The organism is Paenibacillus sp. FSL R5-0908, from assembly GCF_038006245.1.
Classification (GTDB): domain Bacteria; phylum Bacillota; class Bacilli; order Paenibacillales; family Paenibacillaceae; genus Paenibacillus_AQ; species Paenibacillus_AQ odorifer.
Genome location: NZ_JBBOUV010000001.1, coordinates 1,838,883 through 1,863,276 on the forward strand (window position 1 = coordinate 1,838,883; position 24,394 = coordinate 1,863,276).

The 24,394-nt window shown below is 43.9% G+C and carries 18 protein-coding genes; 16 read left to right on the forward strand and 2 right to left on the reverse strand.

Features of this window, described 5'->3' with window-relative positions; genetic code table 11:
• Positions 1-38 precede the first annotated feature (38 nt).
• Positions 39-455, reverse strand: a complete 417-nt coding sequence (locus MKZ09_RS08120) for a MerR family transcriptional regulator (protein WP_076185357.1) — start codon at positions 453-455, stop codon at positions 39-41.
• A gap of 120 nt (positions 456-575) precedes the next feature.
• On the opposite strand from MKZ09_RS08120, the gene MKZ09_RS08125 reads away from it, so the two are divergent.
• From MKZ09_RS08125 to MKZ09_RS08150, 6 genes are all read left to right on the forward strand, one after another.
• A complete protein-coding gene (locus MKZ09_RS08125) occupies positions 576-1,625 on the forward strand; it encodes an NAD(P)-dependent alcohol dehydrogenase (protein WP_076185356.1) in 1,050 nt (349 codons plus the stop codon).
• A gap of 569 nt (positions 1,626-2,194) precedes the next feature.
• Positions 2,195-3,598 (forward strand): ABC transporter substrate-binding protein, encoded by a 1,404-nt coding sequence (locus MKZ09_RS08130; protein ID WP_076206783.1) that lies wholly within the window; start codon positions 2,195-2,197, stop codon positions 3,596-3,598.
• A gap of 76 nt (positions 3,599-3,674) precedes the next feature.
• Positions 3,675-4,595 carry a carbohydrate ABC transporter permease gene (locus MKZ09_RS08135; protein ID WP_081389140.1) on the forward strand — a complete coding sequence of 307 codons (921 nt, stop codon included), beginning with the start codon at positions 3,675-3,677 and terminating at the stop codon, positions 4,593-4,595.
• Positions 4,592-5,461, forward strand: a complete 870-nt coding sequence (locus MKZ09_RS08140; RefSeq protein WP_076206785.1) for a carbohydrate ABC transporter permease — start codon at positions 4,592-4,594, stop codon at positions 5,459-5,461. Before MKZ09_RS08135 ends, MKZ09_RS08140 begins: the two co-directional genes overlap by 4 nt.
• 311 nt (positions 5,462-5,772) lie before the next feature.
• Complete coding sequence (locus tag MKZ09_RS08145; RefSeq protein ID WP_076206788.1) at positions 5,773-7,170, forward strand: MATE family efflux transporter; 1,398 nt, start codon at positions 5,773-5,775, stop codon at positions 7,168-7,170.
• 321 nt (positions 7,171-7,491) lie between these two features.
• Positions 7,492-8,298, forward strand: a complete 807-nt coding sequence (locus MKZ09_RS08150) for an AAA family ATPase (protein WP_179089608.1) — start codon at positions 7,492-7,494, stop codon at positions 8,296-8,298.
• A 105-nt stretch (positions 8,299-8,403) separates the two neighbouring features.
• Here MKZ09_RS08150 and MKZ09_RS08155 read toward each other — a convergent pair whose 3' ends face one another.
• Entirely contained in the window at positions 8,404-9,441 is a 1,038-nt protein-coding gene (locus MKZ09_RS08155) for a LacI family DNA-binding transcriptional regulator (RefSeq protein WP_076206794.1), read from the reverse strand.
• Positions 9,442-9,906: 465 nt separating this feature from the next.
• Here MKZ09_RS08155 and MKZ09_RS08160 point away from each other — a divergent pair, with 465 nt between their 5' ends.
• The 10 genes from MKZ09_RS08160 to MKZ09_RS08205 all read left to right on the forward strand — a co-directional run bounded on the left by MKZ09_RS08160 (position 9,907) and on the right by MKZ09_RS08205 (position 24,347).
• The gene (locus tag MKZ09_RS08160; RefSeq protein ID WP_051490892.1) at positions 9,907-10,827 is read left to right on the forward strand and encodes an ABC transporter permease; all 921 of its coding nucleotides are present in this window, start codon (positions 9,907-9,909) and stop codon (positions 10,825-10,827) included.
• A 17-nt stretch (positions 10,828-10,844) separates the two neighbouring features.
• Positions 10,845-11,726, forward strand: a complete 882-nt coding sequence (locus tag MKZ09_RS08165) for a carbohydrate ABC transporter permease (protein WP_076137971.1) — start codon at positions 10,845-10,847, stop codon at positions 11,724-11,726.
• Between the two features lie 61 nt (positions 11,727-11,787).
• Entirely contained in the window at positions 11,788-13,401 is a 1,614-nt protein-coding gene (locus MKZ09_RS08170) for an ABC transporter substrate-binding protein (protein ID WP_076206797.1), read from the forward strand.
• Positions 13,402-13,458: 57 nt separating this feature from the next.
• Positions 13,459-14,940 carry a glycoside hydrolase family 32 protein gene (locus tag MKZ09_RS08175; RefSeq protein ID WP_076206799.1) on the forward strand — a complete coding sequence of 494 codons (1,482 nt, stop codon included), beginning with the start codon at positions 13,459-13,461 and terminating at the stop codon, positions 14,938-14,940.
• A gap of 21 nt (positions 14,941-14,961) precedes the next feature.
• Positions 14,962-15,855, forward strand: a complete 894-nt coding sequence (locus tag MKZ09_RS08180) for an ROK family protein (protein WP_076137977.1) — start codon at positions 14,962-14,964, stop codon at positions 15,853-15,855.
• Positions 15,856-15,949: 94 nt separating this feature from the next.
• The gene (locus tag MKZ09_RS08185) at positions 15,950-19,753 is read left to right on the forward strand and encodes a GH32 C-terminal domain-containing protein (protein ID WP_076206801.1); all 3,804 of its coding nucleotides are present in this window, start codon (positions 15,950-15,952) and stop codon (positions 19,751-19,753) included.
• Positions 19,754-20,051: 298 nt separating this feature from the next.
• Positions 20,052-21,053: a LacI family DNA-binding transcriptional regulator gene (locus tag MKZ09_RS08190; protein ID WP_076137981.1), complete on the forward strand. Its 1,002-nt coding sequence runs from the start codon at positions 20,052-20,054 to the stop codon at positions 21,051-21,053.
• Positions 21,054-21,074: 21 nt separating this feature from the next.
• Complete coding sequence (locus MKZ09_RS08195; protein ID WP_076206803.1) at positions 21,075-22,055, forward strand: N-acetylglucosamine kinase; 981 nt, start codon at positions 21,075-21,077, stop codon at positions 22,053-22,055.
• 42 nt (positions 22,056-22,097) lie between these two features.
• Positions 22,098-23,396, forward strand: a complete 1,299-nt coding sequence (locus MKZ09_RS08200) for a 6-phospho-beta-glucosidase (protein ID WP_076206806.1) — start codon at positions 22,098-22,100, stop codon at positions 23,394-23,396.
• A 24-nt stretch (positions 23,397-23,420) separates the two neighbouring features.
• Positions 23,421-24,347, forward strand: coding sequence for an ABC transporter permease (locus MKZ09_RS08205; RefSeq protein ID WP_076206809.1), 927 nt, complete (start codon positions 23,421-23,423; stop codon positions 24,345-24,347).
• Positions 24,348-24,394 lie beyond the last annotated feature (47 nt).

The following is a 24,394-nucleotide window of genomic DNA, read 5'->3' on the forward strand; positions in this document are numbered from 1 at the left end:
AATCTGCCCCGCCTTTACTGTAATTTGAAGGTCCATATTTAATGAGTAAATGCACTCTTAATGTTATTTTTTTTATGAACATCTTCCGTGCCGCTATCCAAGGCGGTCTTGTAGTAGAAGCATTTATGGTCTATGACTTCCATCGTTTTTTTCAATTCTTCCATCTGTGCTTCTACAGAAGCTTTCCGCTCCAGGAACATGTCATATCTCTGCTGCAAGGTGGAGTCCCCTTCAGAGCACCACTCAATGAAATGTTTTATTTCCTTAATCGGCATCCCGGATGACTTCAGGCATTCAATTACTTTTAAAGCATCCATATCCGTTTCTTTGAAAACGCGTTTACCGCTGGGGGTTCTTTCTATAAAAGGCAAAAGCCCCTCCTTGTCATAGTAACGCAGGGTATGTGATGTCATATTAAAATATTCTGCAACTTCACTTATGGAGTATGTCTTCATCATCTATCTCCAGTCTTAATTATATTTTGTGCTTGACTTAGAGTTAACTTTAAGTAATAACATAGGTTTTGTAAAGTCGGCATTACAGTTTTTTATATTAACTAGAAGAGAGGTTTCACTATGATAAAAGTTAATGCACGCGCTACATTTAGTCAGGAAGGCCCGTTCAAGCTAACTACAATCGAACGCCGGAATCTGCAGCCGCACGATGTTCTTATAGAGATTAAATACGCGGGCATTTGCCACTCGGATATTCATACAGCCCGCGGGGAGTGGGGACCGGTTAAGTATCCACTTGTTCCAGGGCATGAGATCGCCGGTATTGTCAGCCAGGTCGGTTCCGAAGTTACAAAGTACGCAGTTGGCGATCGTGTAGGGGTAGGTTGTATGGTTGACTCCTGTGGAGAGTGCAGTAATTGCCAAAAAGGTGAGGAGCAGTATTGCCTGAGTGGAAATACGGGCACCTATGGAGCTATCGACCGGCATGGTCACTATACTCAGGGCGGATATTCCACGCACATCGTTGTAACAGAAGACTTCGTGGTCCGGATTCCTGACGCTATTCCGCTTGACGCGGCTGCACCGCTTTTGTGTGCAGGAATCACTACCTATTCACCGCTGCGTCATTGGGGAGCCGCTCCGGGTAAAAAAGTAGCTGTAGTGGGTCTCGGCGGGCTTGGGCACATGGCTGTGAAGATTGCTCATGCCATGGGAGCTGAGGTTACTGTGTTATCACAGTCACTGAAGAAGAAGGAAGACGGATTGCAATTAGGAGCGGATCATTATTATGCGACCAGTGATCCGGAGACATTTAAGCAGCTTGCCGGTTCATTCGATCTTATTGTGAATACAGTAAGCGCACAAATTAATATTGATGCCTATCTTTCACTTCTGGCATTGGATGGTACATTAGTCAATGTTGGTGCGCCCGCTGATCCATTGGCAGTTAACGTATTCTCGCTGATCGGCCACCGCCGTTCGTTTGCCGGATCGATGATTGGCGGAATCCGTGAAACGCAGGAAATGCTTAATTTCTGCGCTGAACATAATATTGCTTCTGAAATCGAGGTCATTTCTGCTGACCGGATTGATGAAGCTTGGGAGCGTGTGCTTGCTTCAGATGTCCGTTACCGGTTTGTCATCGACATCAGCACGATGGGGAACGAATAAGAGACGTCCTCTTTCTTGACGTTGGTTCGTGTCCACAACCTCAAGAAATTCGATAACATAGCGGGAAATCACTAAGGAGCTGGAGATCTCACGCAGTTATGTTTCGAGAAGAGAAAAACGGCATTGCTGCATACAGCAGTGTATGTGTATAAATGCTAAATAGGCAGAGCAGTGCTTCTACCATTGGGGTAGGAGGGCGGCTCTGCTTATTGTCGTTACTGCAAGTGAATATTTTGGATCAGCTGATTCTGCCGTTTTTATGAAAAAGATGATTCTTTAAAGGTTGGAATTTTTAAAAATCAGGTTGAAAAATGCTATTTTCCCTAATAGAAAATCATGACACAATAACAATAAAGCGCTTACTTCATTAAAACATCCCAAGTTCATGAAGACTCTATACCACTTTTTGAAAATATTTACGATATTAAAAGTCGTATCCGCTGGCCGAAATTTCGGATTCCAAGCAAAGGTTGAAATTATTAAAAAAGTTGGTACTAAACGTTTAACTCAATCACTTAGGGGGTCAAACGGTTGGACATATCTATGTAATTATGAAGGGGGAGAGGGAAATGAAAGTAGGTAAAGCATTCGGGGTAAGTATTCTTTCAACTGCACTAGCATTAAGTGTCATTGGCTGCGCGAAAGAAGAGACAAACACAGCAACCAAGGCCTCTGATGCACCCAAAGCATCTGAGAACGCAACCTCCAAGCCTGAGGAGAAGGTCAAGATTACCTATTCGATGTGGGGAAGTGCGGAAGAGGGAAATGTAACCCAGGGAGTGGCGGATAAGTTTAATGCTTCTCAAGACAGAATTGAAGTAGAAGTACAAGCAATTCCTTGGGAAAACTACATGACTAAGCTGAATACAATGGCTACAGCAGAGCAATTGCCTGATACAGGGATGCTCAGAGAAGATGGGGTCGTTCAGTGGTCTACCCAAGGCATGCTGAATGATGTAAATACAATGTACGAAGGAAGCGACAGCAAACCACTCGATAGCTTAGCCTACAAATATCAAGGGAAAACCGTAGCCTACGCGGCTGCCAATGAAATCTTACTCCTCTATTACAACAAAGATATGTTCGACAAAGCCAATGTACCCTATCCCCCTGCCGCTTTAGACCAAGCGTGGACATGGGACGAATTTGTAACAACAGCAAAGAAGCTGACCCTTGATAAAAATGGTAAACATCCTGATGAGAGTGGCTTTAATGAGCAGAGTATCGTACAGTTTGGCGCATCTGTTGAAAACTTACCATGGCAGCTTGAGACCTGGGCGCTTGGTAATGGTGGTGGATTCTACTCGGGTGATGGGACTGAGGTGAGAATTGGAGAAGACGCCAGTATAGAGGGAATTCAGAAGGTTGCAGATCTTTACTTGAAGGATCATGTTGCTCCGTTGTCTGTCGGACAGACTGATGATGGCATTCAACGAACCATCATCGCGGGAACTGTTGCCATGGCTACTAACGGTGCGTGGAACGTGGGAACTAGTCTGAATACGGCCAAAAATGAAGGCTTGAACTATGGCGTTGCAGTATTACCTTACATGAAGGAAAAGGTTACTCTCAACACGGGTGGCGCCAATGTCGTCTTCTCCCAGACTAAGCATCCAAAAGAAGCGATGGAGTGGCTGAAATGGTACAACTCAGAAGAAAATAACTGGGGCCTCATTAGCTCGGGGATCTGGATGCCGACGCTGGAGAAGTGGTACACGGATGAGACCCTTACGCGTAAATGGGTCGAAAATCCTAACTTCCCTGTTTATGACGAATATAAATCTGCAGTAGTCGATTATGCGCAATCACCTGCTGTGAAGCCCGCAGCGTGGTTCTATACGAATCATACGACGGAGTTTAACACCTTACTCGGGTCGGTGCTAGGGGATGTATGGACGGGAAAGACGACCGCTAAGGATGCTATTTCTAAGAATCTCGATGCGTTGAAAGCAGCCCATTCAGGCAATAAGTAAAGTCTGTAAAAGAATGGCCGCTGCTAAGCTCACACACGTGGCGGCCATATTATGATCTTCAGGTGGGGAGATAGAGATGGAAATGATTAAATCTCCGAAACGTAATTCACGTATTCATGCAGGTGAGGCACGAGCCGCGTATATATTATTGATCCCTGCCTTCATTGGCCTGATCTTTCTAACGTATCTACCTCTTATTGGGGTGCTCGGGATCAGCTTAACGAATTGGACGGGACTTTCAGACCCCAAATTTGTTGGCTTCGAGAATTATATTAATCTATTTACCACTGATCCTTATATTAAAGATTCTATTATAGCTACGGTCTACTTTGCCGTCTTATCGGTTGTTGGAGGTATGATTTATTCACTTTTTATTGCGATGCTACTGAATCGTAAAATTCCGGCAAGAGGGTTTTTCCGAGCTGTTTTCTATGTACCGTACGTTTTGCCGGCAGCCGCAATATATGTAGGATGGTCTTGGTTATACGAAGCTAATTTTGGATTTTTTAACTTTATTCTCTCTGAGATTGGTTTGAACAAAGTTTCTTTTATCGCGGATTCCAGCTATGTCATTCCATCTCTATCCTTGATCTCGGTTTGGCTGTCAGGTAACTTAATTGTTATTTTCTTAGCTGGGCTGCAGAATGTTCCGGTTGTCTACCATGAAGCGGCTGAAATGGATGGTGCGAATGGATGGAAACGATTCTTGCATATCACTTTACCGTGCATGTCGCCCATTATCTTTTATAATTTGCTAATGAGCTTGATTGCCAATCTCCAAATTGTTACGCCGGCTCTTTCATTAACGAATGGCGGTCCGGGTAATTCTTCACGATTTTTAACTTATCTGATGTATGATCAAGCTTTTGTAAATTATAAATTGGGTTATGCTTGTGCGACAACGGCCGTTATTTTTGTTATTCTTGCAGGCTTTACTGGTGTATTATTCAAAACCTCCAACCTATGGATCTTTAATGAAGGAGGCGATGATAAATGAGTGTAGCCACATACGGAAGATTAAAGAGCAAAAAACGTAATAATCAATGGATGAACCTGATCTCGTTTGTCGTTGTTATTTTATTTACTATACTCGTGCTCTTTCCAATCTGGTGGATATTTCGCACGTCGCTCATGTCGAATGCCGAGATATACAAATATCCGCCTTCACTGCTGCCAGGAAATTGGTTGTTTTCAAACTATGCAGAAACGCTGGAGATTTTTAAGTTTTGGAAATATTTATGGAACACCATGATTATTATTGTACCCGCTTGTTTGGCAGGAACCTTTACAGCGACCTTATGCGGTTATGCCTTTGCAAGACTGCGTTTTCGGGGCAAAAAATTGATTTGGGCTCTTTGTGTCGGTTCGATGCTTCTACCTGCCATGGTTACACTCATTCCGCTATATATTGGATGGACGAGAGGCTTAGGAATTCATGACAGCTATCTACCGTTGATTTTGCCTTATTTCTGTGGTGGTGGCGCTTTTAATATCTTTTTGATTAGGCAGTTTATCATGTCTATTCCGAGAGAGCTTGATCAAGCAGCAACGATCGATGGCGCTGGATATTACCGCATTTTGTTCAGCATTATTATGCCGGCTATTAAATCTGCTATGATCGTCGTCGCATTATTTATCTTTATCGGTTTATGGAATGATCTACTTCAACAGATGATTTACATAAACTCAAGCGATAAGTATACCATAGCCTTGGGATTAACCGCCTTTAGAGGCCAACTAAAGCAGGACTGGTCGCTGACGATGGCGGCTACGTGTATGTCCTTTGCGCCGGGTGTCATTTTTTATCTGATTGGTCAAAAATATTTCGTAGAAGGAATCACGTTGACGGGACTGAAAAATTAGCTCCAATGGCTAAAGATAGCGCACTGTAATCTGCTCTGAAGTATTAAGGGGGCACCTTTCTGCTAAGGCTTAAGTTCCGAGCCGGGCGGTATAAGGTGCTCTTTTTTTGTGCTGTAAAAGCTTCTAAAGATTATGAATCAAGTATGGATTTACAAATTCAAAGATAAAATCCTATATGAGATAGAAACAATCCTTTTTGCGGTAGTTGCTAGTCAACATGTCTTATAGACTAGTTAATGCAGGGAGTCCCGTATAGTTTTTGAACGAGGACTTTGCATATTCAGTCAAAAGAAGGAGAGAAAATTCATATTATGAACACAGTAACACAGATAAACAACAGCAAAGACAAGCAGACGCATTTTATACTCAACGGTAATCTATGGAATATTATGGTCCAGTTATCATGGCCCGCTATCATCGCAATGGTCCTCTATGGCTTAAATGCGGTTATCGCCGCTGTATTTGTGGGAAGGTTTGTCGGAGAGGAAGCACTGGCTGGGGTTTCGGTAGCTTATCCTTTAACCCAGATCAGCTTGGGACTAGGCTCCTTGATCGGGGTGGGTGCCGGTTCTGCTTTAAGTTTAGCCCTCGGCAGGCAGGACAAAGAAATGCAGAAGCGTTTGATGGGAAATGTTAATTATCTGTCCATCCTTGTAACGCTTGTCTATATGGTGTTAGGTTTAACTTTCTCCACACAGTTGGTGCGAATTATGGGAGGAGAAGGGGAAACTCTGGCTCTTGGAGACAGCTATTTTAGAATTACGGTGATCGGTTCATTTTTCTGGATTTATGGACTGGCTGCCAACATGATTGTGCGTGCCGAAGGGAAAATGAAATCGGCAGCCGTGGTAATGGGCATTGGGCTGGCAGTTGATGTATTGTCCAATTATATTCTGGTAGCCTGGCTGGATTTTGGAGTAGAGGGTGCTGCCTGGGCTACAAATATCGGGATGCTGGTCTACACCTTGCTGGGATGGATTTATTTTGGCAAAGGATTCGCCTCATTCCGTACGAATGTCTTCGCAATTTATCGGGATGCTGCCACAATCAAATCTATAGTTGGACTGGGAATGTCCTCTTTCATTATGAACTTTATGAATCTGGTACAGGCTGTTGTAGTATTTAATGCACTGTCGAGATACGGGACTACAGCAGATATTGCATTTTATGGTGTGGTTTTCCGTGTATTCACCTTCCTGTTGACGCCGATATTCGGATTAATGCGCGCCTTGCAGCCAGTCATCGGCATTAATTTTGGAGCAGAACAGTATGAGCGCGCCATCAAAGCCTATAAAATATTCACACTCGTCTCCATGCTGCTGACTTTGCCTTTCTGGATAATTTCCATGATCTCACCGGCTTCCATTCTGGGGCTGATGCTGCCGGATCAAATCTTTAAGACCAGCGAAATGTTATATTTCCGCTTGAACATGGCGGTTCTGCCGTTATTGTCGCTCATTTTTATGGCCATGACCTTTTTCCCTGCGATTAATAAAGGGAAGCCGGCGGCCGTTATCGGCATCACCAGACAACTTGTTTTTTATGTGCCGGTGATGCTTGTTTTGCCAAGATGGTTAGGCGTCTCCGGAGTATATTGGGGTTCGCTTGTGATTGATTCTGTGGTTGTAGTGTGGACGGTAATCCTGGTAACTAAGGAATTCACCCGGCTCAGAGCTAAGTCCAAGCTAGCCAGGACTTACAATATGTGAAGGCAGGATGCTGGAACCTCTGCTTTGCCTGGATGGACGATTTAATAGATATACCCCGAAAGAGCCTTGGAACTATAAGGCTCTTTTTTGTGCTACTGGTTGACATTATAAACAAAAAGAAAGTATGATATTTTAAATCGTAATAATTACGAATAAATACACGTGGAAGTTGAATTGATTTGTGGAGAATGAATCGTCACAAACCAACTCTATCGTTTCTCACGAGGACTTCGAGCGGCAATTAGAGCAGGTTGAACTGGATTCAGAAAGGATCTTTTGGATTTCTTGAAAATAATCATTTTAAAGGAGCTTCAATAAATAATGAACAAAAGCAGCACCAATCAACGTCTACCCAGAGCAAAAGGGATTGATATGGGTACCTATTATACCCCCAAAGAATGTGCCAAAAAGGTTAGACATCTCGTCCTACCCGATATGAATCGAAAGATTGTTGAAGAATTCATTACGATCTTAGGTATGAGGGGAAGCTTTGAAGAACATCGAGTTCCCATTCCCAATAAAGTGGTTATGTATGGTCCACCGGGCACAGGGAAAACACTTACTGCATTTTATATGGCGCAAATGCTGGAGCTTCCACTTATCCTGGTTAGACTTGATGCAATTATTCACAGCCATTTGGGTGAGACTGGAAGTAATATCCGGAAAATATTTGAGTATGCCAAAGCATCTCCTTGTGTTCTTTTCCTGGATGAGTTTGATGCCATTGCAAGAACACGGGAGAGTAATGACGAGGTTAAAGAAATGGCCCGTGCGGTGAATACACTGCTGCAATGTCTCGATGATTTTGGTGACAATAGCATTTTTGTAGCAGCGACGAACCTAGAAAATGAACTGGATAGAGCTATTTGGCGAAGGTTTGATACAAAAATGATTTATGCTAACCCGGATGAATCAAGTAGGCGTCAATATGTCGAACTGTTAATTAATGACTTTGAAAGTGAAGCTGGCTTGATGGAGGAGGCATGCGAACGTCTTTCCGGTTGCAGTTTTGCTGATATTGAACAAATTGTCCTGAAAGCGAAACGTAAGGCGATCATAGAGCATTGTCTGCTAAAACGAGAGCATATTGTTCTATCCTATGAAGAATACAATCCTTCCATAAACTAATTGTGGGCGATTATATATACAGGATATTGTAATTGGAACAATTCAACGAAAAAAAAAGAACTCCAGCGACGGAATTTTTAATCGCTTGGGTTCTTTTTAAATTCATCAACTGATATTAGGTGTAGATTCTCTTAGGATGAGTTTGGTATAAATATGAGATACCTGATAGGGTTGCTTCGGATCATGAATTCGGGAAAGTAGCATTTCGGCTGCTTTGACACCCATCTGATTACTATAAATATGAACAGTAGTGAGATGGGGTTCTACAATGCTTGATTCAGGACCATTATCAAAACCACAAATGACGATGTCATTAGGAATGGAAAGCATGTTTTTGAGCGACTTCATAAAGGTAACCGCAATATAATCGTTAGCACACACGAAAGCAGAAGGAAGCTCATTGATTTGGCTCAGCCTAGTATCTGCCCACTCTGGACTCGAAAAAAATAGTCGGTCGTCATCGAGAATACATTGTGAGAGATCAAGCTGAATCCCAGATTCTATCAATGCGCGATTAAAGCCCACCCATCTTTCGTTAAAACTCCTACAGTGATTATAGTCCCCGATGAACCCCAGTGATGTGTAACCGCCATCAATTAATTTTTTTGTAAGTTGATATGTGCTGTGTTCGTTTTCCATGAGAAGTACATCCGCTTGGAATTCAGGGTAGCAGATATCTGCAGAACAGTCGATGAAAATAGTTGGAATGCCAAGACTTGTAATCAGCTTACTATATTCCGAATTGAACAACTCAATACAAATAATTCCGTCTACATTGGCGACATCAAAATTATTTGGAAGAGACAGGGACGCCTGATCAATGTCTCTTATAATGTGCATGGATAAATTATATCCTTCTGCACTGATTCGTTTCTCCATGCCACTGATCAGTTTCGATCCAAAGTGGGAAGTGTTAGGCAAGTTTTCTGTTAATAAAGCGATATTTCCAGAGTTTCTTGGTTGAACACTCTCGGTGTCCATAAAAGCAAATTGTTTATATTTTAACTCTATCGCTTTCTTTATAACCTTGTTTCTGGTTTCATCAGGTATACCATTCGTTCCATTTAAGGCTTTGGAAGCTGTATTTCTGGAGATACCTAAAGCATCCGCGATGTCTTGTATGGTTACTTTTTCCCTGGCCATCTATGTAATTCACCTCTATATTCTTGTTCTTAACCTTCGCCACAAATAGTGTACCATTTGCCATGATTCCAACTCTCTTTAATGTATATTAGTTTACTCAAAATAGCAATACAATATTTACAAATGCACAATTTAGTTTACATTTTATTAGTGGATAAGTGTGCAAAAAAGGTATTATTCTTTTCACCTTCATGAGAATATGTTGACTTTAAAGTATATAATCCTATTTAAATTGGCTGTATTTGTAATTATGTAAAATTATATGCATCATTTATGAACATAATACTTTGTCATATGCACATAAATATTTTTACAAAATGTATTGACGAACGATTAAGTGTTTGGTAAATTGTAAAAGCAGCAGGACATAAGCCAATTGAAAGCCCTTACTGCATCAAGATATCAACATTGATAAGAACGGAGGTAAAGGCATTGCAAAACCTAATAGAAGCTGAACACAGAACAATGGTGACTAAACATAAGAGCTCCTTACTAGACTATCTAAAGAAATACTACTTTCTTTATATTTTGCTCGCACCAGCTGTGATCCTGACCCTGATTTTTAAATACGGTCCTATGTATGGTGCGATTATCGCCTTTAAAGATTTCAGCCCAATCAAAGGGATTATGGGGAGTGAATGGGTAGGCTTGTACAACTTCGAGAAATTCCTGTCATCCCCCAACTTCGAAGTTATCTTTATGAATACGCTTAAATTAAGTTTCTTCGGATTAATTCTGAGTTTTCCAATTCCTATCCTGCTTGCGTTGATGTTAAATCAAATTCGCCGTGCAGGCGTCAAAAAGAACATTCAGTTGTTCTTGTATGCACCTAACTTTATTTCTGTTGTCGTTGTGGTCGGGATGTTGTTTATCTTCTTGTCCCCAACGGGACCGATTAACCAGTTTTTTACCTGGCTTACAGGTGAACCAATCATGTTCATGTCTCGTCCGGAGTACTTCCGTTCGATCTACATTCTGTCCGATATTTGGACCGGAGCCGGTTGGGCATCCATTATTTATGTAGCAGCGCTTGCTAATGTCGATCCTGAGTTACATAATGCAGCCAATCTTGACGGCGCTAATCTTCTACAAAGAATCCGCCATATCGATTTGCCAACCATTCGTCCAATTATGGCTATTGTATTTATCCTTGCAGCTGGTGGGATCATGTCCATTGGCTTCGAAAAAGCCTATCTCATGCAAACGGCGATGAACTTGCCAACCTCAGAAATCATTCCGACTTACGTTTATAAAATTGGTTTGCAGTCGGGCGATTATGCCTATTCAGCCGCAGTAGGATTGTTTAACTCAATCATTAACATCGTCCTGCTCATCACCGTTAACTTCACCGTGAAGAAACTGAATGAGGGTGAAGGTCTTTACTAAGAAAGGAGCAACAAGCTATGCCCATTAAACATTCCGGATTAGATCGCTTTATCGTCGTGCTGAACGCGATCTTCCTGACACTGGCCGTACTTATCATTGTACTTCCTTTGATTTATGTAGTGATTGCATCTTTTATGGATCCATCAGTTCTGCTCAGTAAAGGATTATCATTCAACCTTTCGGATTGGTCATTAGAAGGGTATATAAAAATTCTTTCTAATCCGGCCATGATCCGAGGTTTTGGAAACTCTGTTTTATACTCTGTTTCATTTGCTATGCTTACCGTTCTCGTCTCTATCTGTGCAGGGTACGCACTGTCTGATGACAGGCTCAAAGGAAAAGGATTCTTCATGACCTTGTTTATTATCACCATGTTCTTTGGGGGTGGGCTTATACCAACCTATCTGCTCGTTAAGAATCTTGGTCTGCTTGATACCATCTGGGCGGTGATTATTCCAGGGGCAGTCAATGTATGGAACATCATTCTCTCTAGAACTTTCTTCAAAGGCGTACCGAATGAAATGAAGGAAGCTGCTAATGTCGACGGAGCTTCGGAGATGCGGATTTTCTTCAGTGTCGTATTACCGCTCTCCAAACCGATTGTTTTCGTACTTGCTCTTTATGCTTTTGTGGGCCAGTGGAATTCCTATTTTGACGCGATGATCTATTTAGATAATCCTAATCTTCATCCACTGCAGCTCGTGTTGCGTTCCATCTTGATCCAGAATCAGGTAGATCCGGGCATGATCAGCGATCAACTCGCCATGGCGGAAATGAAACGATTGTCTGAAATCATCAAGTACGCTGCCATCGTTGTTTCCAGTTTGCCACTTATTGTTATGTATCCGTTCTTCCAGAAGTACTTTGAAAAAGGTGTTATGGTCGGTTCCCTTAAGTAGGAAACAGGCTGCACATAGATAAAGATTAATTCATTCATATCTAATTTGGAGGTCATACCCTATGAAAAGAATTAAGAAATCAAGAGTATCAACGAAAGTAGCTTCTGCATCTGTGCTTGCTTCGTTTATGTTCCTTACTGCATGCGGTGGCGGAGGAGGAGGGGGAAGTGCGGCTAGTAAAGAACAGGACGCCAGCGGTAAAGTAACTTTGAACTTTATTACGCAAAGCTCTCCACTTGCACCAGCTGATCCAAATGAAAAACTGATTAATAAGCGTCTTGAAGAAAAGACGAATGTTCATATTAATTGGAAGAATTTCACGAAAGACGTATTTGTTGAAAAAAGAAACTTGGCTGTGGCAAGCGGTGATCTTCCTGATGCAATTTTTAATGCGGACTATAGCGACTATGAGCTGCTCAAGCTTGCTAAAGACGGTGCCATTATTCCGCTGAATGATCTCATCGAGAACAATATGCCCAACTTCAAAAAGGTGCTGGAAGAAGCCCCGGAATACAAGAGTATGATTACGGCACCAGACGGTAATATTTATGCCTTTCCGTGGATCGAAGAGCTGGGCAATGGTAAGGAAAGAATCCAGGCGGTAGACAGTATGCCTTGGATCAATGTGGAATGGCTTGAGAAGCTGGGCCTTGATATGCCTACAACAACAGAAGAATTAAAAGAAGTATTAATTGCATTCAAGACAAAAGATCCAAATGGCAATGGTAAGGCTGACGAAATTCCTCTGTCCTTTATTAACAAGCCTGGAGCAGAAGATCTGGTTTTCCTATTTGCTTCATTTGGATTGGGGGAGAACCCCGACCATGCGGTTGTAAGCAATGATGGGAAGGTAATATTTACGGCGGCACAAGATGACTACAAAGAAGCCGTTTCTTTTATTAACGAGCTGTATAAAGAAGGGCTCATTGATATTGAAGCCTATACACAGGACTGGAGTACTTACCTTGCAAAAGGGAAGGATCAGAGATACGGACTTTACTTCTCATGGGATAAAGCCAACATCACTGGAGCAAATGACACTTACGAGGTTATGCCTCCACTTGCTGGACCAGATGGTGAAGTTAACGTAACAAGAACGAACGCGCTTGGTTTGGGCAGAGGTAAGATGGTTGTTACTAGCGCCAATAAGAACTTAGAAACGACAGCGAAATGGGTTGATCAACTCTACGATCCGATTCAATCTGTACAGAACAACTGGGGAACGTATGGAGACGATAAACAGCAAAATATCTTCGAATTTGATAAAGAAAAAGAAATGCTGAAGCATTTGCCGCTGGAGGGTGCAGCTCCTGTAGAGCTACGTGAGAAAACAAGTGTCGGTGGACCCTTAGCTATCCTTGATTCCTATTATGGAAAATTCACAACCATGCCGGATGATGCCAAAGGCAGAATGGATATTATCAAGAACATCATGGCGCCAAAAATGAAAGCAGAAAACGTAATGCCGAGTGTATTCCATTCTATTCAAGAGCTTGATCGCCTTACGACAATTGAGACGGATCTTTTTGCCTACGTGCTTAGAATGCGTACTGAATGGTACCAAAACGGTAAAGTTGAAGCGCAGTGGGATGAATACCTGAAAGAATTGGACCGTCTGGGCTTGCAAGAATGGCTTGAAATTAAACAAGGCGGCTATGACAGAGCAAGCAAATAATAAACTATAAATAATATACGGTAAAGACCGTGTTCGGGAGTAAAGGAGAAAACAATAATGTCTACGATTGCGAAACAAAATTACCGCGGAGTGTATCATTTTTCCCCTAAGGAAAAGTGGATGAATGATCCAAACGGAATGGTTTATTTTGAGGATGAATATCATTTGTTTTTTCAGCACCATCCAGGTGGAATGACTATGGGCGCTATGCACTGGGGCCATGCGGTCAGCAAGGATCTTGTTACGTGGGAGGAGCTGCCTATCGCTCTTGCTCCAGATGAATTAGGTATGATTTTTTCCGGCAGTGCTGTAGTTGACTGGAACAATACGACTGGATTTTTTGAAGATAAACCAGGTCTAGTAGCGATTTTTACACACCATTTAGATATGCCGGAAGGCAAGCCAGCCATTCAGCGTCAAAGCTTGGCTTATAGTAAGGATAACGGAAGAACCTGGACGAAATATGATGGAAACCCGGTGCTTGAACATGATACATTCATTGATTTCCGTGACCCAAAAGTATTTTGGAATAAAGATACTAATAAATGGGTGATGATTGTAGCTTGTGGCCAAACGGTGTGTCTATATCATTCTCCTGATCTGATGAACTGGACATTTGCCAGTGAATTCGGAGAAGGAATCGGTTCTCATGACGGGGTATGGGAATGCCCGGACTTGTTCCCGCTGGCCATTGATGGCGATCCTTCGTACACGAAATGGGTGATGCTAGTGAGCATCGGTGCGGATCCCGCTTTTGTGGAAGGATCAAGAACACAGTATTTTACAGGGGATTTTGATGGAGAGGTGTTCACGCCAGATGAAGATTCGATAAAAGTTCGCTGGCTTGATTATGGAAGAGATAACTATGCAGGTGTAAGCTGGTCCGATATACCGGCGGAAGATGGAAGAAGACTATTTATCGGCTGGATGAGCAACTGGATGTATGCTAACAAGACGCCAGCAGAAGAATTCCGTGGTGCGATGACAATTGCAAGAGAACTTCAGCTCGAATCAAGACAAGGGGGAACCTTTCTTGTACAGAAGCCGGTACAAGAGTTGGAATCAGCTCGTGTACAAGTCCTTTCTATAAAAAATGCAACGGTGCAAGAAATCAATACTCTTCTTAAAGAGATTCACTTGGAATCTTATGAGATTATAGCTGAGTTCGCTCGGGGTAAATCTGTAGGGTTCAAGGTAAGAGTTGGTGCGGATGAACAAACAGTGATCGGTTTCAACGGTGAGACAGAGGAACTTTATGTAGACCGGAAGGCTTCGGGCCAGCATGATTTCCATGAACATTTCGTAGGACATCATTCAGCCAAACTCGTAGCGCTTGATGAGTCAAATGATCTCCGTATTTATGTGGATCGCTCTTCCGTTGAGGTGTTTAGTAATGGAGGTCAGGCCGTAATTACGGATCTTATATTCCCTGGACTAGAATCTAAAGGTATTGCTGTATTTGCAGAAAATGAGAATGACTTGCTGATTTCCCTGGATATCTATGAGCTTACTCTCTCTGCTGAGCAAGACAAGAATTAGTCACCGAGAGGAGTCTTGTATATGCGTATAGGAGCGATTGAAGCTGGCGGGACAAAGTTTATATGTGGCATCGGGAATGAAAATGGGATCATTGAAGATCAGATCAGTTTCCCGACAGAACATCCTGAGTTGACGTTGCCCAAAGTTATTCAATATTTTCAAGACAAACCAGTAGAAGCTATCGGAATTGGATCGTTTGGTCCAATTGATATACGCTCAGATAGTCCAACGTATGGTTACGTTACAACAACACCAAAACCAGGTTGGGGAAATTACGATATGCTGGGCACTATGAAAAGAAACTTTTCGGTTCCCTTTGGCTGGGACACGGACGTCAATGCAGCGGCATTTGGTGAAGCCAAATGGGGCGCAGCCCAAGGGTTATCCAGCTGTTTGTACTATACAGTTGGCACGGGTGTTGGTGTGGGAGTGTATTCAGAAGGCAAACTTATTCATGGTCTTGTGCATCCTGAAGGGGGTCATGTTCTTACAAGACGCCATCCTGAAGATGAATTCCCAGGGGGATGTCCTTATCATGGGGACTGCCTAGAAGGGATGGCGGCAGGTCCTGCTATTGAAGCAAGGTGGGGGAAGAAGGGACATGAACTTCCTAAAGATCACCTTGCATGGGAAATGGAAGCATTTTATATTGCGCAGTCGATTACCGGTGCTATACTGCTTAACTCTCCTGAGAAAATCATTCTGGGTGGTGGTGTTATGCAGCAGTCACAATTGTTTCCACTTATTCGGCAGGCCGTGCTTCAGAACCTGAACGGTTATGTCAGCTCTAGTACTATTTTGGAACACATAGATGAGTATATCGTTCCACCAGGACTAGGCCAACAGGCGGGATTATGCGGTGCTCTCGCTCTTGGACTCACGGCACTGGAAAGTCAGAGTTCTGTTCAATTGTAAAAGAATATAGAGAGGAGGTCAGTGCAATGAATTGGCCTCCTTCTTATTTTACAATAAAAGAAATGATTGATGATAGAAAAAGAGGGTGAAGAAGATGGTTAATAAGGGAAAATTACTTTTATGCTTTCTTATGGCAACAGGACTTGTTATGACTTCAGCAGGCATTTATGTAGCAAATTCCGGCACTGGGTGGGCTGCGCCCGCTGAACAGGAGGTAAGCAAACGAGCTAAGGAGGGACTTTCTATTTTTGAAAACGTAACCAATACCAATACGAATTTGACAGGTTGGCAAATAAAAGGAAAAGGGAAGTTGGCAGATACGGTTGAAGGGATGTTACTGACTTCCGATCCACAAGAAAATGTAATGGCAATCTCCGAAACGGTGTCAGAGGATTTTATCTATGAAGCTGATGTCATGATCAAGGATATGCAAGCGGACGCGACCTTATTGTTCCGTTCTAATGAAGATGGCTGGGGTTCCTACATGCTCCAAATTGTTCCGAATGCAGGTATGATCCGCTTACGAGACGCAAGTGAGGGTGAAGGGAAATTAAAAGAGGAGCGGAAGGTTACTGTTAAGGCAGGAGAGATCTATCATCTCAAGGTGAAAGCAGAGGGTTCATCACTGAAAGTATATTGGGACAATGCATATAAACCTGTGATTGAGGTTCAGGATCATGCGTATCGTACTGGTAAGCTGGGACTCAATGTATGGAATGGTTCTGTTTTGTTCCAAAATATTATCGTAAGCGACCTGAAAGGAAATCTGGGTGCTGTGGTTACAAATCAAGGACAATGGCAGCCTAATATCAGCGGCAAAAAAGGAACGGCAGTAAACCAGATTATTTCACAGCAAATTTATAATAGACAAGCTGCTGATTTTGTATATGAAGGAAATATATCTCTTCGTCCTGATTCTGTTGCAGCACTCGCCTTTCGTTCATCGGCGGATGGAACAAAGGGATATGAAGCCGCCCTGACAAAGGAAGGAAACCAGGTTCGTGTAAGTCTGACGAAAGCTAACGGAACAACCATTGCAAGTTCACAGCATACCTATCTAAGTCAGGCCGGAGCAAATCATCATGTGGAGATAAGGGCGAAGGGAAACAGAATTCAGGTCTTCCTAGACGGATACACCCCGGCCGCAATCGATCTAACAGATAAAACCTACACCGAGGGATATGCAGGAATGGTCGTTAAACAGGGAACAGCTTACTTCCAGGATACCTATGTGACGGATGCCAGCAATTATTATAATGAAAAATATCGTCCTCAGTATCACTATACGCCAATTCGTGGTTCTGCCAGTGATCCGAACGGACTTGTCTACTTCGAAGGAGAATATCATCTATTCCATCAGGATGGAGGCACATGGGCACATTCTGTCAGTAAAGATATGCTGAACTGGAAGCGCCTTCCGATTGCGCTGCCGTGGAATGATCATGGGCATGTCTGGTCTGGATCAGCTGTGGCAGATGTGACGAATGCATCAGGTTTATTCGGGGATTCAGGAGGCAAGGGGCTGATTGCCTACTACACTTCCTATAATCCCGATGGCCCGAATGGGAATCAGCGTATCGGTCTTGCATACAGCAAGGACCAAGGTCGTACTTGGGAATATTCCAAGACGCGTCCAATGGTTATCGGAAATCCAGGCGATAATGGAGGGGAGCCCGGAGGTTGGGATTTCCGTGATCCGAAAGTGATTCGTGATAACGACAATAACAGATGGGTAATGGTTGTATCCGGTGGAGATCATATTCGTTTCTTTACTTCAACAAATCTACTTGATTGGACCCTAACAGATAGCTGGGGATACGGGGAATATGTTCGCGGCGGTGTATGGGAATGTCCGGATTTGCTTCAGCTTTCGGTAGACGGAACATCACAGAAAAAATGGGTTCTGATGATTAGTACAGGAGCGAATTCAAAAACAGGCGGATCAGATGCTGAATATTTTGTGGGTCATTTAACAGCGGAAGGTAAATTTGTTAATGATAATCCGGCAGGGAAAGTTTTGCGAACAGATTTTGGAAAAGAATTCTACGCTTCAATGTCTTTTTCGAACATGCCAGATCATCGCAGCGTAATGATGGCGTGGATGACAAACTGGGACTATCCGTTTGCTTTTCCAACAACCCATTGGAAAGGCGTACTGTCAATCCCAAGAGAAGTCTCATTAGTGACGACTAAAGATGGGATTCAGCTGGCTCAAAGCCCAATCAAGGAGCTCCAATTACTGTGTAGTCAGCTGTATTCTACTGTTAACAAAGAGGTGAGTCCTTCTTCTCAGAATCTATTGAAAGGGGTTACCTCTGGTGCATACGAGATTGAAGCTGAAGTAGAAATTCCAACAGGTAGTCAGGTTAGTGAATTTGGTTTTAACGTTCGTGTAGGTGAAGGTCAGAAAACGGTAGTTGGATATAAACCTGGTGAGAGTCAAATTTTCGTGGATCGGTCTGCATCTGGTTTGACGGATTTTTCGAGTTTATTTAGTACAAGACATGAAGTGCCAATGCAAACGGAGAATAAGCGTGTTAAGCTGCGTATCCTTGTAGATGAGTCTTCTGTTGAGGTTTTTGGCAACAACGGTAAAGTTGTTTTCTCTGACGTCATTTTCCCGGATCCAGCCAGCAGAGCTTTGAGCTTTTACACCAATGGAGGCAACGTAAAGGTCGTATCTCTGAAGATGAATCGGTTAGGCTCTGTATGGAATCAGGAGACGGGCTCAGCTACCAAGATAATGATGGATACAAGTGATCGTGAACTTAGCAAGGGGCAAAGCGAAACACTTTTGGCGATGGTAGAGAATGGCACAGGTAATGGGGCACAGCCGCTTAAATGGAATTCCAGTAACAAGGATGTTGTTGAACTAAACGTGGTGGATAAATCCCAGGCAACCCTTGTAGCTAAAAAAGAAGGCGAGTCTATCATTACCGTTTCTACTCCAAATGGGAAGACATCAGCTAGCATAATAGTTAAGGTATCTGGGGGTGAATTTCATACGAATTTAAGTGGGTGGACTAAAGATCTATCTGCAGCCTCCTGGGTCATTGGTGAAAATGGGATTCGTGGAAATTACCCCAGTGACGCGAATTATATCGCAGAGAAGCAGGCTGGAGACTTTACTTATGAAGCAGATATAATGTTAGGGAAATTCGGGGGAGCAGGCTCTATGTTGTTCCGCGCCAGCGAAGATGGACGCAGCGGATACTACTTAAATCTGGATCCGAATATGAAGTCCATCCGTCTGTTTTATAAAATCGGCGGCCGTTTTGAAGAGCGTCAGATTCTAGCAAAAGTTCCGACGTTCATTCAGCCGGGTCAAACCTACAAAGTGAAAATCGAAGCGAAGGGGCCGAATATCGTAGTTTATGTAGACGGGCAGAAAGTGATCGACTTGCAGGACGGCACATTTGCAGAAGGCCGCTTCGGACTACATGTATTTGGCGGAAATGTTTCATATCAAAACGTTAACATGAGCGGAGCAGCACCTGCCAATTTAACCACTTCCAGTCTAGTAAATGCAGAACTACAGAAATCCCTTTATACAGCAAATCTTGCAAATGGTGAAGCTGTTACACTGAAGGATGCGAATGATTCTACGGATCAGAAGTGGGTATTCGTGCCGACGGGGGACGATGCAGGTTCTTATTCTATTCGTACAACAGCCGGTCAGGCGCTTGATCTAGACACAGGGCAAAATAAAATTCAGTTATACCCTTATCTCGGATATAACAATCAGCGTTGGATTTTTCACAAAAATGATGATGGTACCGTAAGTATTATTTCTGCTCATCATAAGAAAGCGCTCGAAGTATCAGCGGATGGGTCGACACTGTCCCTAGGCGAGCTTGATCCTACTCTTGTTCGACAAAAGTGGGTAATTACCAATTAACCTGAGGATGATAGAAGCAATGGAAGGGCTAAATAGCGTGTCTAAAAAGCAACTTGTCTGCGGATGAGTTGCTTTTTGTTTTGGCTGTATTTTATGTATTGACGGATATTGGAAATGTAAGTAGAATGTAAATTAGTTAAAACCTTAAAACTTTTGTAAAGAATTTTGGTGTTCTTGATAAAGGAAAAGCTGACATTCAGTGTGCAATTTTCAATCAGAACATAGAAATATCACGAAAGGTAAGGTTTTTTTATTTACCTAAAAAGTTTAATCGTTTAAACTTTCGGGTGACGGAGGTATGGAAACTAAAATGAATATACATGATGTAGCCAAAAAGTCGGGACTCTCTGTAGTGACCGTATCCAGGGTGCTTAACAATTTACCATCTGTACGGGAAGCTAATAGACAGAAAGTGCTGAAAGCTATGGAGGAATTGAATTATCAGCCCAATTCAGCAGCGCGGAGTCTTGTGAGGGGCAAAACGGGAGTCATCGGGATGTCGATTACCAACTTTAACGACTCTTTCTATGACCGGGTTATTCGCGTGGTGAACCGGAAGCTGGCGTCGCAAGGGTATTTTTTAGCTCTGTCGATCGCCGAGAATGAGGATGAAGGCGATAATTTCCTGTTTCAGAAGGATCGCGTTGATGGAATTATCCTGTTGTCCCCACTTGAAGAAAAGGCATATGTAGAGGAACTGAAAAGAAAAAATATTCCGTTTGTATTGCTGGATAACCAGTTTCAGCATGAGGATGTGCCTAGCGTCGTGGTCGATAACTATCAAGGCGGGTATGAGGCTACAAAACACTTGATCGATCTTGGGCACACTCAAATTGCCTATATTGGCGGCCCTTCGGTATTTCTAAGTGTAGCGGAGCGTAAGCGCGGTTATGTCCAAGCGCTCGAGGATGCCGGGTTAACGCCATTCGGAACGGAATACTGCAGTTTTACAGTAAGCGGCGGCTATGAGGTGGCCAAGAGATGGATCCGCGAGGATAAGCTGCCGACAGCTTTTTTTTCCGGGGACGATTTTATTGCTCTTGGAATGGTTCAGGCTCTCCGGGAAGAGGGAATTCGAGTACCCCACGATATCTCAATTGTTGGATTTGATGATCAGCAGTTCGTAGGTGAATTTTACCCGCGGTTGACGACGGTCAGACAACCTGAGGCACAAATGGGCAATATAGGCGTTGATTTACTACTAAAAATGATCAATGGGGAGGTGATGCCGCCCGCTGTAACGAAGCTCGCTCCGCAGCTACTCATTCGTGAATCCACCGCATCTGTTAGATTACCTTGAATTTTAGGAGTGAAATCATCCGTGAAGTATTTTTTGGGAGTTGATGCAGGAGGCAGTAAAACCCACGCAATGATTGCAGATGAACAAGGGAAGGTCATCGGAGTTGGCAAGGGTGGGATCGGAAATCATCAAATAAACCGTGAGCAGGCGGTGAACAGTTTACAGCAGGCTATATCGGAAGCAATTATGGCGTCAGGGCTGACCAAGGATCAGCTGGATTACTCCTGGTTCGGCTTAGCGGGAGCGGACAGAGAGGCTGATTTCCGGATTTTGCGACCGATTATCAGCAGCTTTGATCTTCCCCAAACTGAGATTTCCTGCGATACCTGGATTGCCTTGCGGTCAGGTACAGAGAAGAACTACGGGATCGTGCTGATTTGCGGATCGGGCGTGAACTGTAGTGGCAAAAATCCGTTGGGTGCTACATTCCAATGTGGTGGATTCGGCTACCGGTTCGGGGATTATGGCGGTGGCTATGATTTAAGTATTGAGGTATTCCGTAGCGTCCTTCGGGCGGATGAGGGTAGAGAGAAGGAGACGGTCCTAACCGAACGTTTAACGCAATTGTTAGGCTATTCCAATGTGTCGGAATTAAGAGAGGATTACCTGGATCATTTCAGAGACCTGCCTCCCCATATTGCTGAACTATTGTTTCAAGCGGCAGAGGAAGGGGATCAGGTTGCCACCGAGCTGCTGGTTAAGCAAGGGGATGAGCTGGGTTTGGCCGCGGCATCGGCTATCCATCGATTGGGCATGGAGGAGGACTTCTTCGACATCGTACTTGCAGGCAGCCTGCTGACAAAGGGAGACCGCTCAGGCATCATCCGGCGGGCCATTGAGAGAAGAGTGAAGTTGTCAGCTCCGAATGGCACTTTAAGGATTTTGACCCGGGAGCCGGTTGTAGGATCGGTCGTTCTGGCTATGGAAAGCAGTGGTATGCGTGTAGATCAGAAGGTTCTAGATAATCTATCACAGGGGAAAGTACCGAACACAATAGGCTAGTTTTTATAAGACCAAAATGAAAAGATGAAGGAAGGGTCTATCATGGAGGAAACATTGAAGCTGGTTGTCATCGGAGCGGGATCATCGTATACGCCTGAGCTTATTGAAGGCATCATCCTGCATCACCAAGAGCTTCCCATCCACGAAGTATGGCTGGTGGATATTGCGGAGGGAAGGGAGAAGCTGCATACGATTGCAGAACTGAGCAAACGCATGATTGCTGAGTCCGGACTGCCGATTACCGTGGTCCAGACGCTTGAGCGCAGGGAGGCCATTGCCGGAGCGGACTTTGTATGTACGCAAATCCGGGTAGGCATGCTGGAAGCGCGCAAATGGGACGAATTAATTCCGCTTCAATACAATGTCATCGGCCAGGAGACGACAGGACCCGGAGGGATGATGAAAGGCCTACGGACCATTCCGGTCATTCTGGATATTTGCAAAGACATGGAGGAGCTGGCTCCGGATGCCTGGTTGCTGAATTTTACGAATCCGGCCGGTATGGTGACTGAAGCTGTTCACAAATACTCATCGGTAAAAAGCGTAGGCCTGTGCAACTCGCCGATCGGTTTTCAAAAGTGGCTCTCCGAGTTCTTCGGGCTTCCTATGGAGAAGATCTACGCGGAGTTTGTCGGCATCAACCATCTGCACTGGGTATCCGATATCGTGATTGACGGTAAAAGCAAGCTGCAGGAGCTCATTGATTACCCTCAGAGTTACAAGGCGAGCAATGTGCCGTTTGATTCCTGGGACCACCGGTTTCTGAATGCTTTGAAAGCGATTCCCTCTTATTACCTGAGCTATTACTATATGACGGACGCGATGCTTGCGGAACAGAAGGAAGCAGCAGCAACGACTGGATCGCGCGCTGAGGTAGTGAAGAAGGTGGAGGAAGAGCTGTTTGAACTGTACCGGAACGTAGAGCTGAAGGAAAAGCCCAAGCAGTTGGAACAGCGCGGCGGAGCCTACTACTCGGAGGCGGCAGTGCTGCTGATGCGCTCCATTTATAATGATTCCCGCGATATCCAGACGTTGAATGTAAGAAATAACGGAATGATTGATTTCTTGCCGGACGATGCCTCCATTGAGGTGAACTGTATGGTAACCAAGCAAGGCCCGCTGCCGATTCCGCTGCGCATAATTCCTCAGTCCGTAAAAGGCTTGCTGGCCGCGGTCAAGCAATACGAGAGCCTCACCATCGAGGCGGCTGTGCACGGAGACCGGGATATAGCCCTGCAGGCTATGGTTCATCATCCGCTCGTGCCTTCGGTCAGCGTAGCTGAACAACTGCTGGATGAAATGCTGGAGAAGAACAAATCGTTGTTGCCGTTGTTTCACTAGAATCGTCCAGAGGAGGAAAAGCGGATGAACACGGCCGAGAAACCGCGTAGATGGAAGAAATTTATCAGTCAATTGGATTTGCAGTCCATGGTTTGGCCGGGAATTATCTTTGTATTCATTTTTAGCTACATTCCGATGTATGGCGTTGTTATGGCATTCCAGCAATACGATATTTTTGGCGGCATTATGAAGAGCCCCTGGGTTGGATTTATGCATTTCAGAATGTTCTTCGAGGCGCCGGAGTTCTGGAATGTGATGCGAAATACCCTTCTGATCAGCTTGCTTAAATTGATTATCTCTTTTCCTGCCCCGATTCTTCTTGCGCTGATGCTGAATGAAATCGGGAATATGGGCTTTAAACGCATTATCCAGACCGTCAGCTATTTACCTTATTTCCTGTCCTGGGTTATAGTATCCGGTTTTGTATTTTCGCTGTTATCCGTTGACAACGGGACGGTGAACTATGTGCTGGAGCGATTCAATCTGGTAGGGGAGCCAGTTAACTTCCTGGCGTTACCCAAATACTTCTGGTCGATTCTAGTAAGCGTAAATGTATGGAAAGAGGTCGGATTCGGGAGCATTGTCTACCTGGCCGCGATTGCAGGCATTGATCCAACCCTATATGAGGCCGCTTCTATAGATGGAGCAAGCCGGTTTAAGCAAATTCACTTGATTACACTCCCCAGCATTACCCCCATAATCATCATCTTTATGATTCTTGCCATCGGCAGTCTGCTCAGTGCGGGCTTCGAGGACATTTTGCTGCTGGCAACCAATCCAATTCTGCGACCCTACTCCGATGTTATCGACACCTATGTGTACCGTGTTGGGATTTTAAATGCCAGATTCTCTTATGCGACAGCGGTAGGGCTATTCAAGGCGGTGATCAGTGTCATTCTGCTAGTGACGGCCAACAAAATCGCTCGCCGGGCAGATGTTAGTCTCTGGTAGTACTACTACTCATAGCGAATGCTTCCGATGCTCCATAAACCTTTTAG

Excerpts from the sequence above, each read along its gene's own strand:
- MKZ09_RS08120 (WP_076185357.1), bottom strand. The coding sequence starts at position 455 with ATGAAGACATACTCCATAAGTGAAGTTGCAGAATATTTTAATATGACA.
- MKZ09_RS08125 (WP_076185356.1), top strand. The coding sequence starts at position 576 with ATGATAAAAGTTAATGCACGCGCTACATTTAGTCAGGAAGGCCCGTTC.
- MKZ09_RS08130 (WP_076206783.1), top strand. The coding sequence starts at position 2,195 with ATGAAAGTAGGTAAAGCATTCGGGGTAAGTATTCTTTCAACTGCACTA.
- MKZ09_RS08135 (WP_081389140.1), top strand. The coding sequence starts at position 3,675 with ATGGAAATGATTAAATCTCCGAAACGTAATTCACGTATTCATGCAGGT.
- MKZ09_RS08140 (WP_076206785.1), top strand. The coding sequence starts at position 4,592 with ATGAGTGTAGCCACATACGGAAGATTAAAGAGCAAAAAACGTAATAAT.
- MKZ09_RS08145 (WP_076206788.1), top strand. The coding sequence starts at position 5,773 with ATGAACACAGTAACACAGATAAACAACAGCAAAGACAAGCAGACGCAT.
- MKZ09_RS08150 (WP_179089608.1), top strand. The coding sequence starts at position 7,492 with ATGAACAAAAGCAGCACCAATCAACGTCTACCCAGAGCAAAAGGGATT.
- MKZ09_RS08155 (WP_076206794.1), bottom strand. The coding sequence starts at position 9,441 with ATGGCCAGGGAAAAAGTAACCATACAAGACATCGCGGATGCTTTAGGT.
- MKZ09_RS08160 (WP_051490892.1), top strand. The coding sequence starts at position 9,907 with ATGGTGACTAAACATAAGAGCTCCTTACTAGACTATCTAAAGAAATAC.
- MKZ09_RS08165 (WP_076137971.1), top strand. The coding sequence starts at position 10,845 with ATGCCCATTAAACATTCCGGATTAGATCGCTTTATCGTCGTGCTGAAC.
- MKZ09_RS08170 (WP_076206797.1), top strand. The coding sequence starts at position 11,788 with ATGAAAAGAATTAAGAAATCAAGAGTATCAACGAAAGTAGCTTCTGCA.
- MKZ09_RS08175 (WP_076206799.1), top strand. The coding sequence starts at position 13,459 with ATGTCTACGATTGCGAAACAAAATTACCGCGGAGTGTATCATTTTTCC.
- MKZ09_RS08180 (WP_076137977.1), top strand. The coding sequence starts at position 14,962 with ATGCGTATAGGAGCGATTGAAGCTGGCGGGACAAAGTTTATATGTGGC.
- MKZ09_RS08185 (WP_076206801.1), top strand. The coding sequence starts at position 15,950 with ATGGTTAATAAGGGAAAATTACTTTTATGCTTTCTTATGGCAACAGGA.
- MKZ09_RS08190 (WP_076137981.1), top strand. The coding sequence starts at position 20,052 with ATGGAAACTAAAATGAATATACATGATGTAGCCAAAAAGTCGGGACTC.
- MKZ09_RS08200 (WP_076206806.1), top strand. The coding sequence starts at position 22,098 with ATGGAGGAAACATTGAAGCTGGTTGTCATCGGAGCGGGATCATCGTAT.
- MKZ09_RS08205 (WP_076206809.1), top strand. The coding sequence starts at position 23,421 with ATGAACACGGCCGAGAAACCGCGTAGATGGAAGAAATTTATCAGTCAA.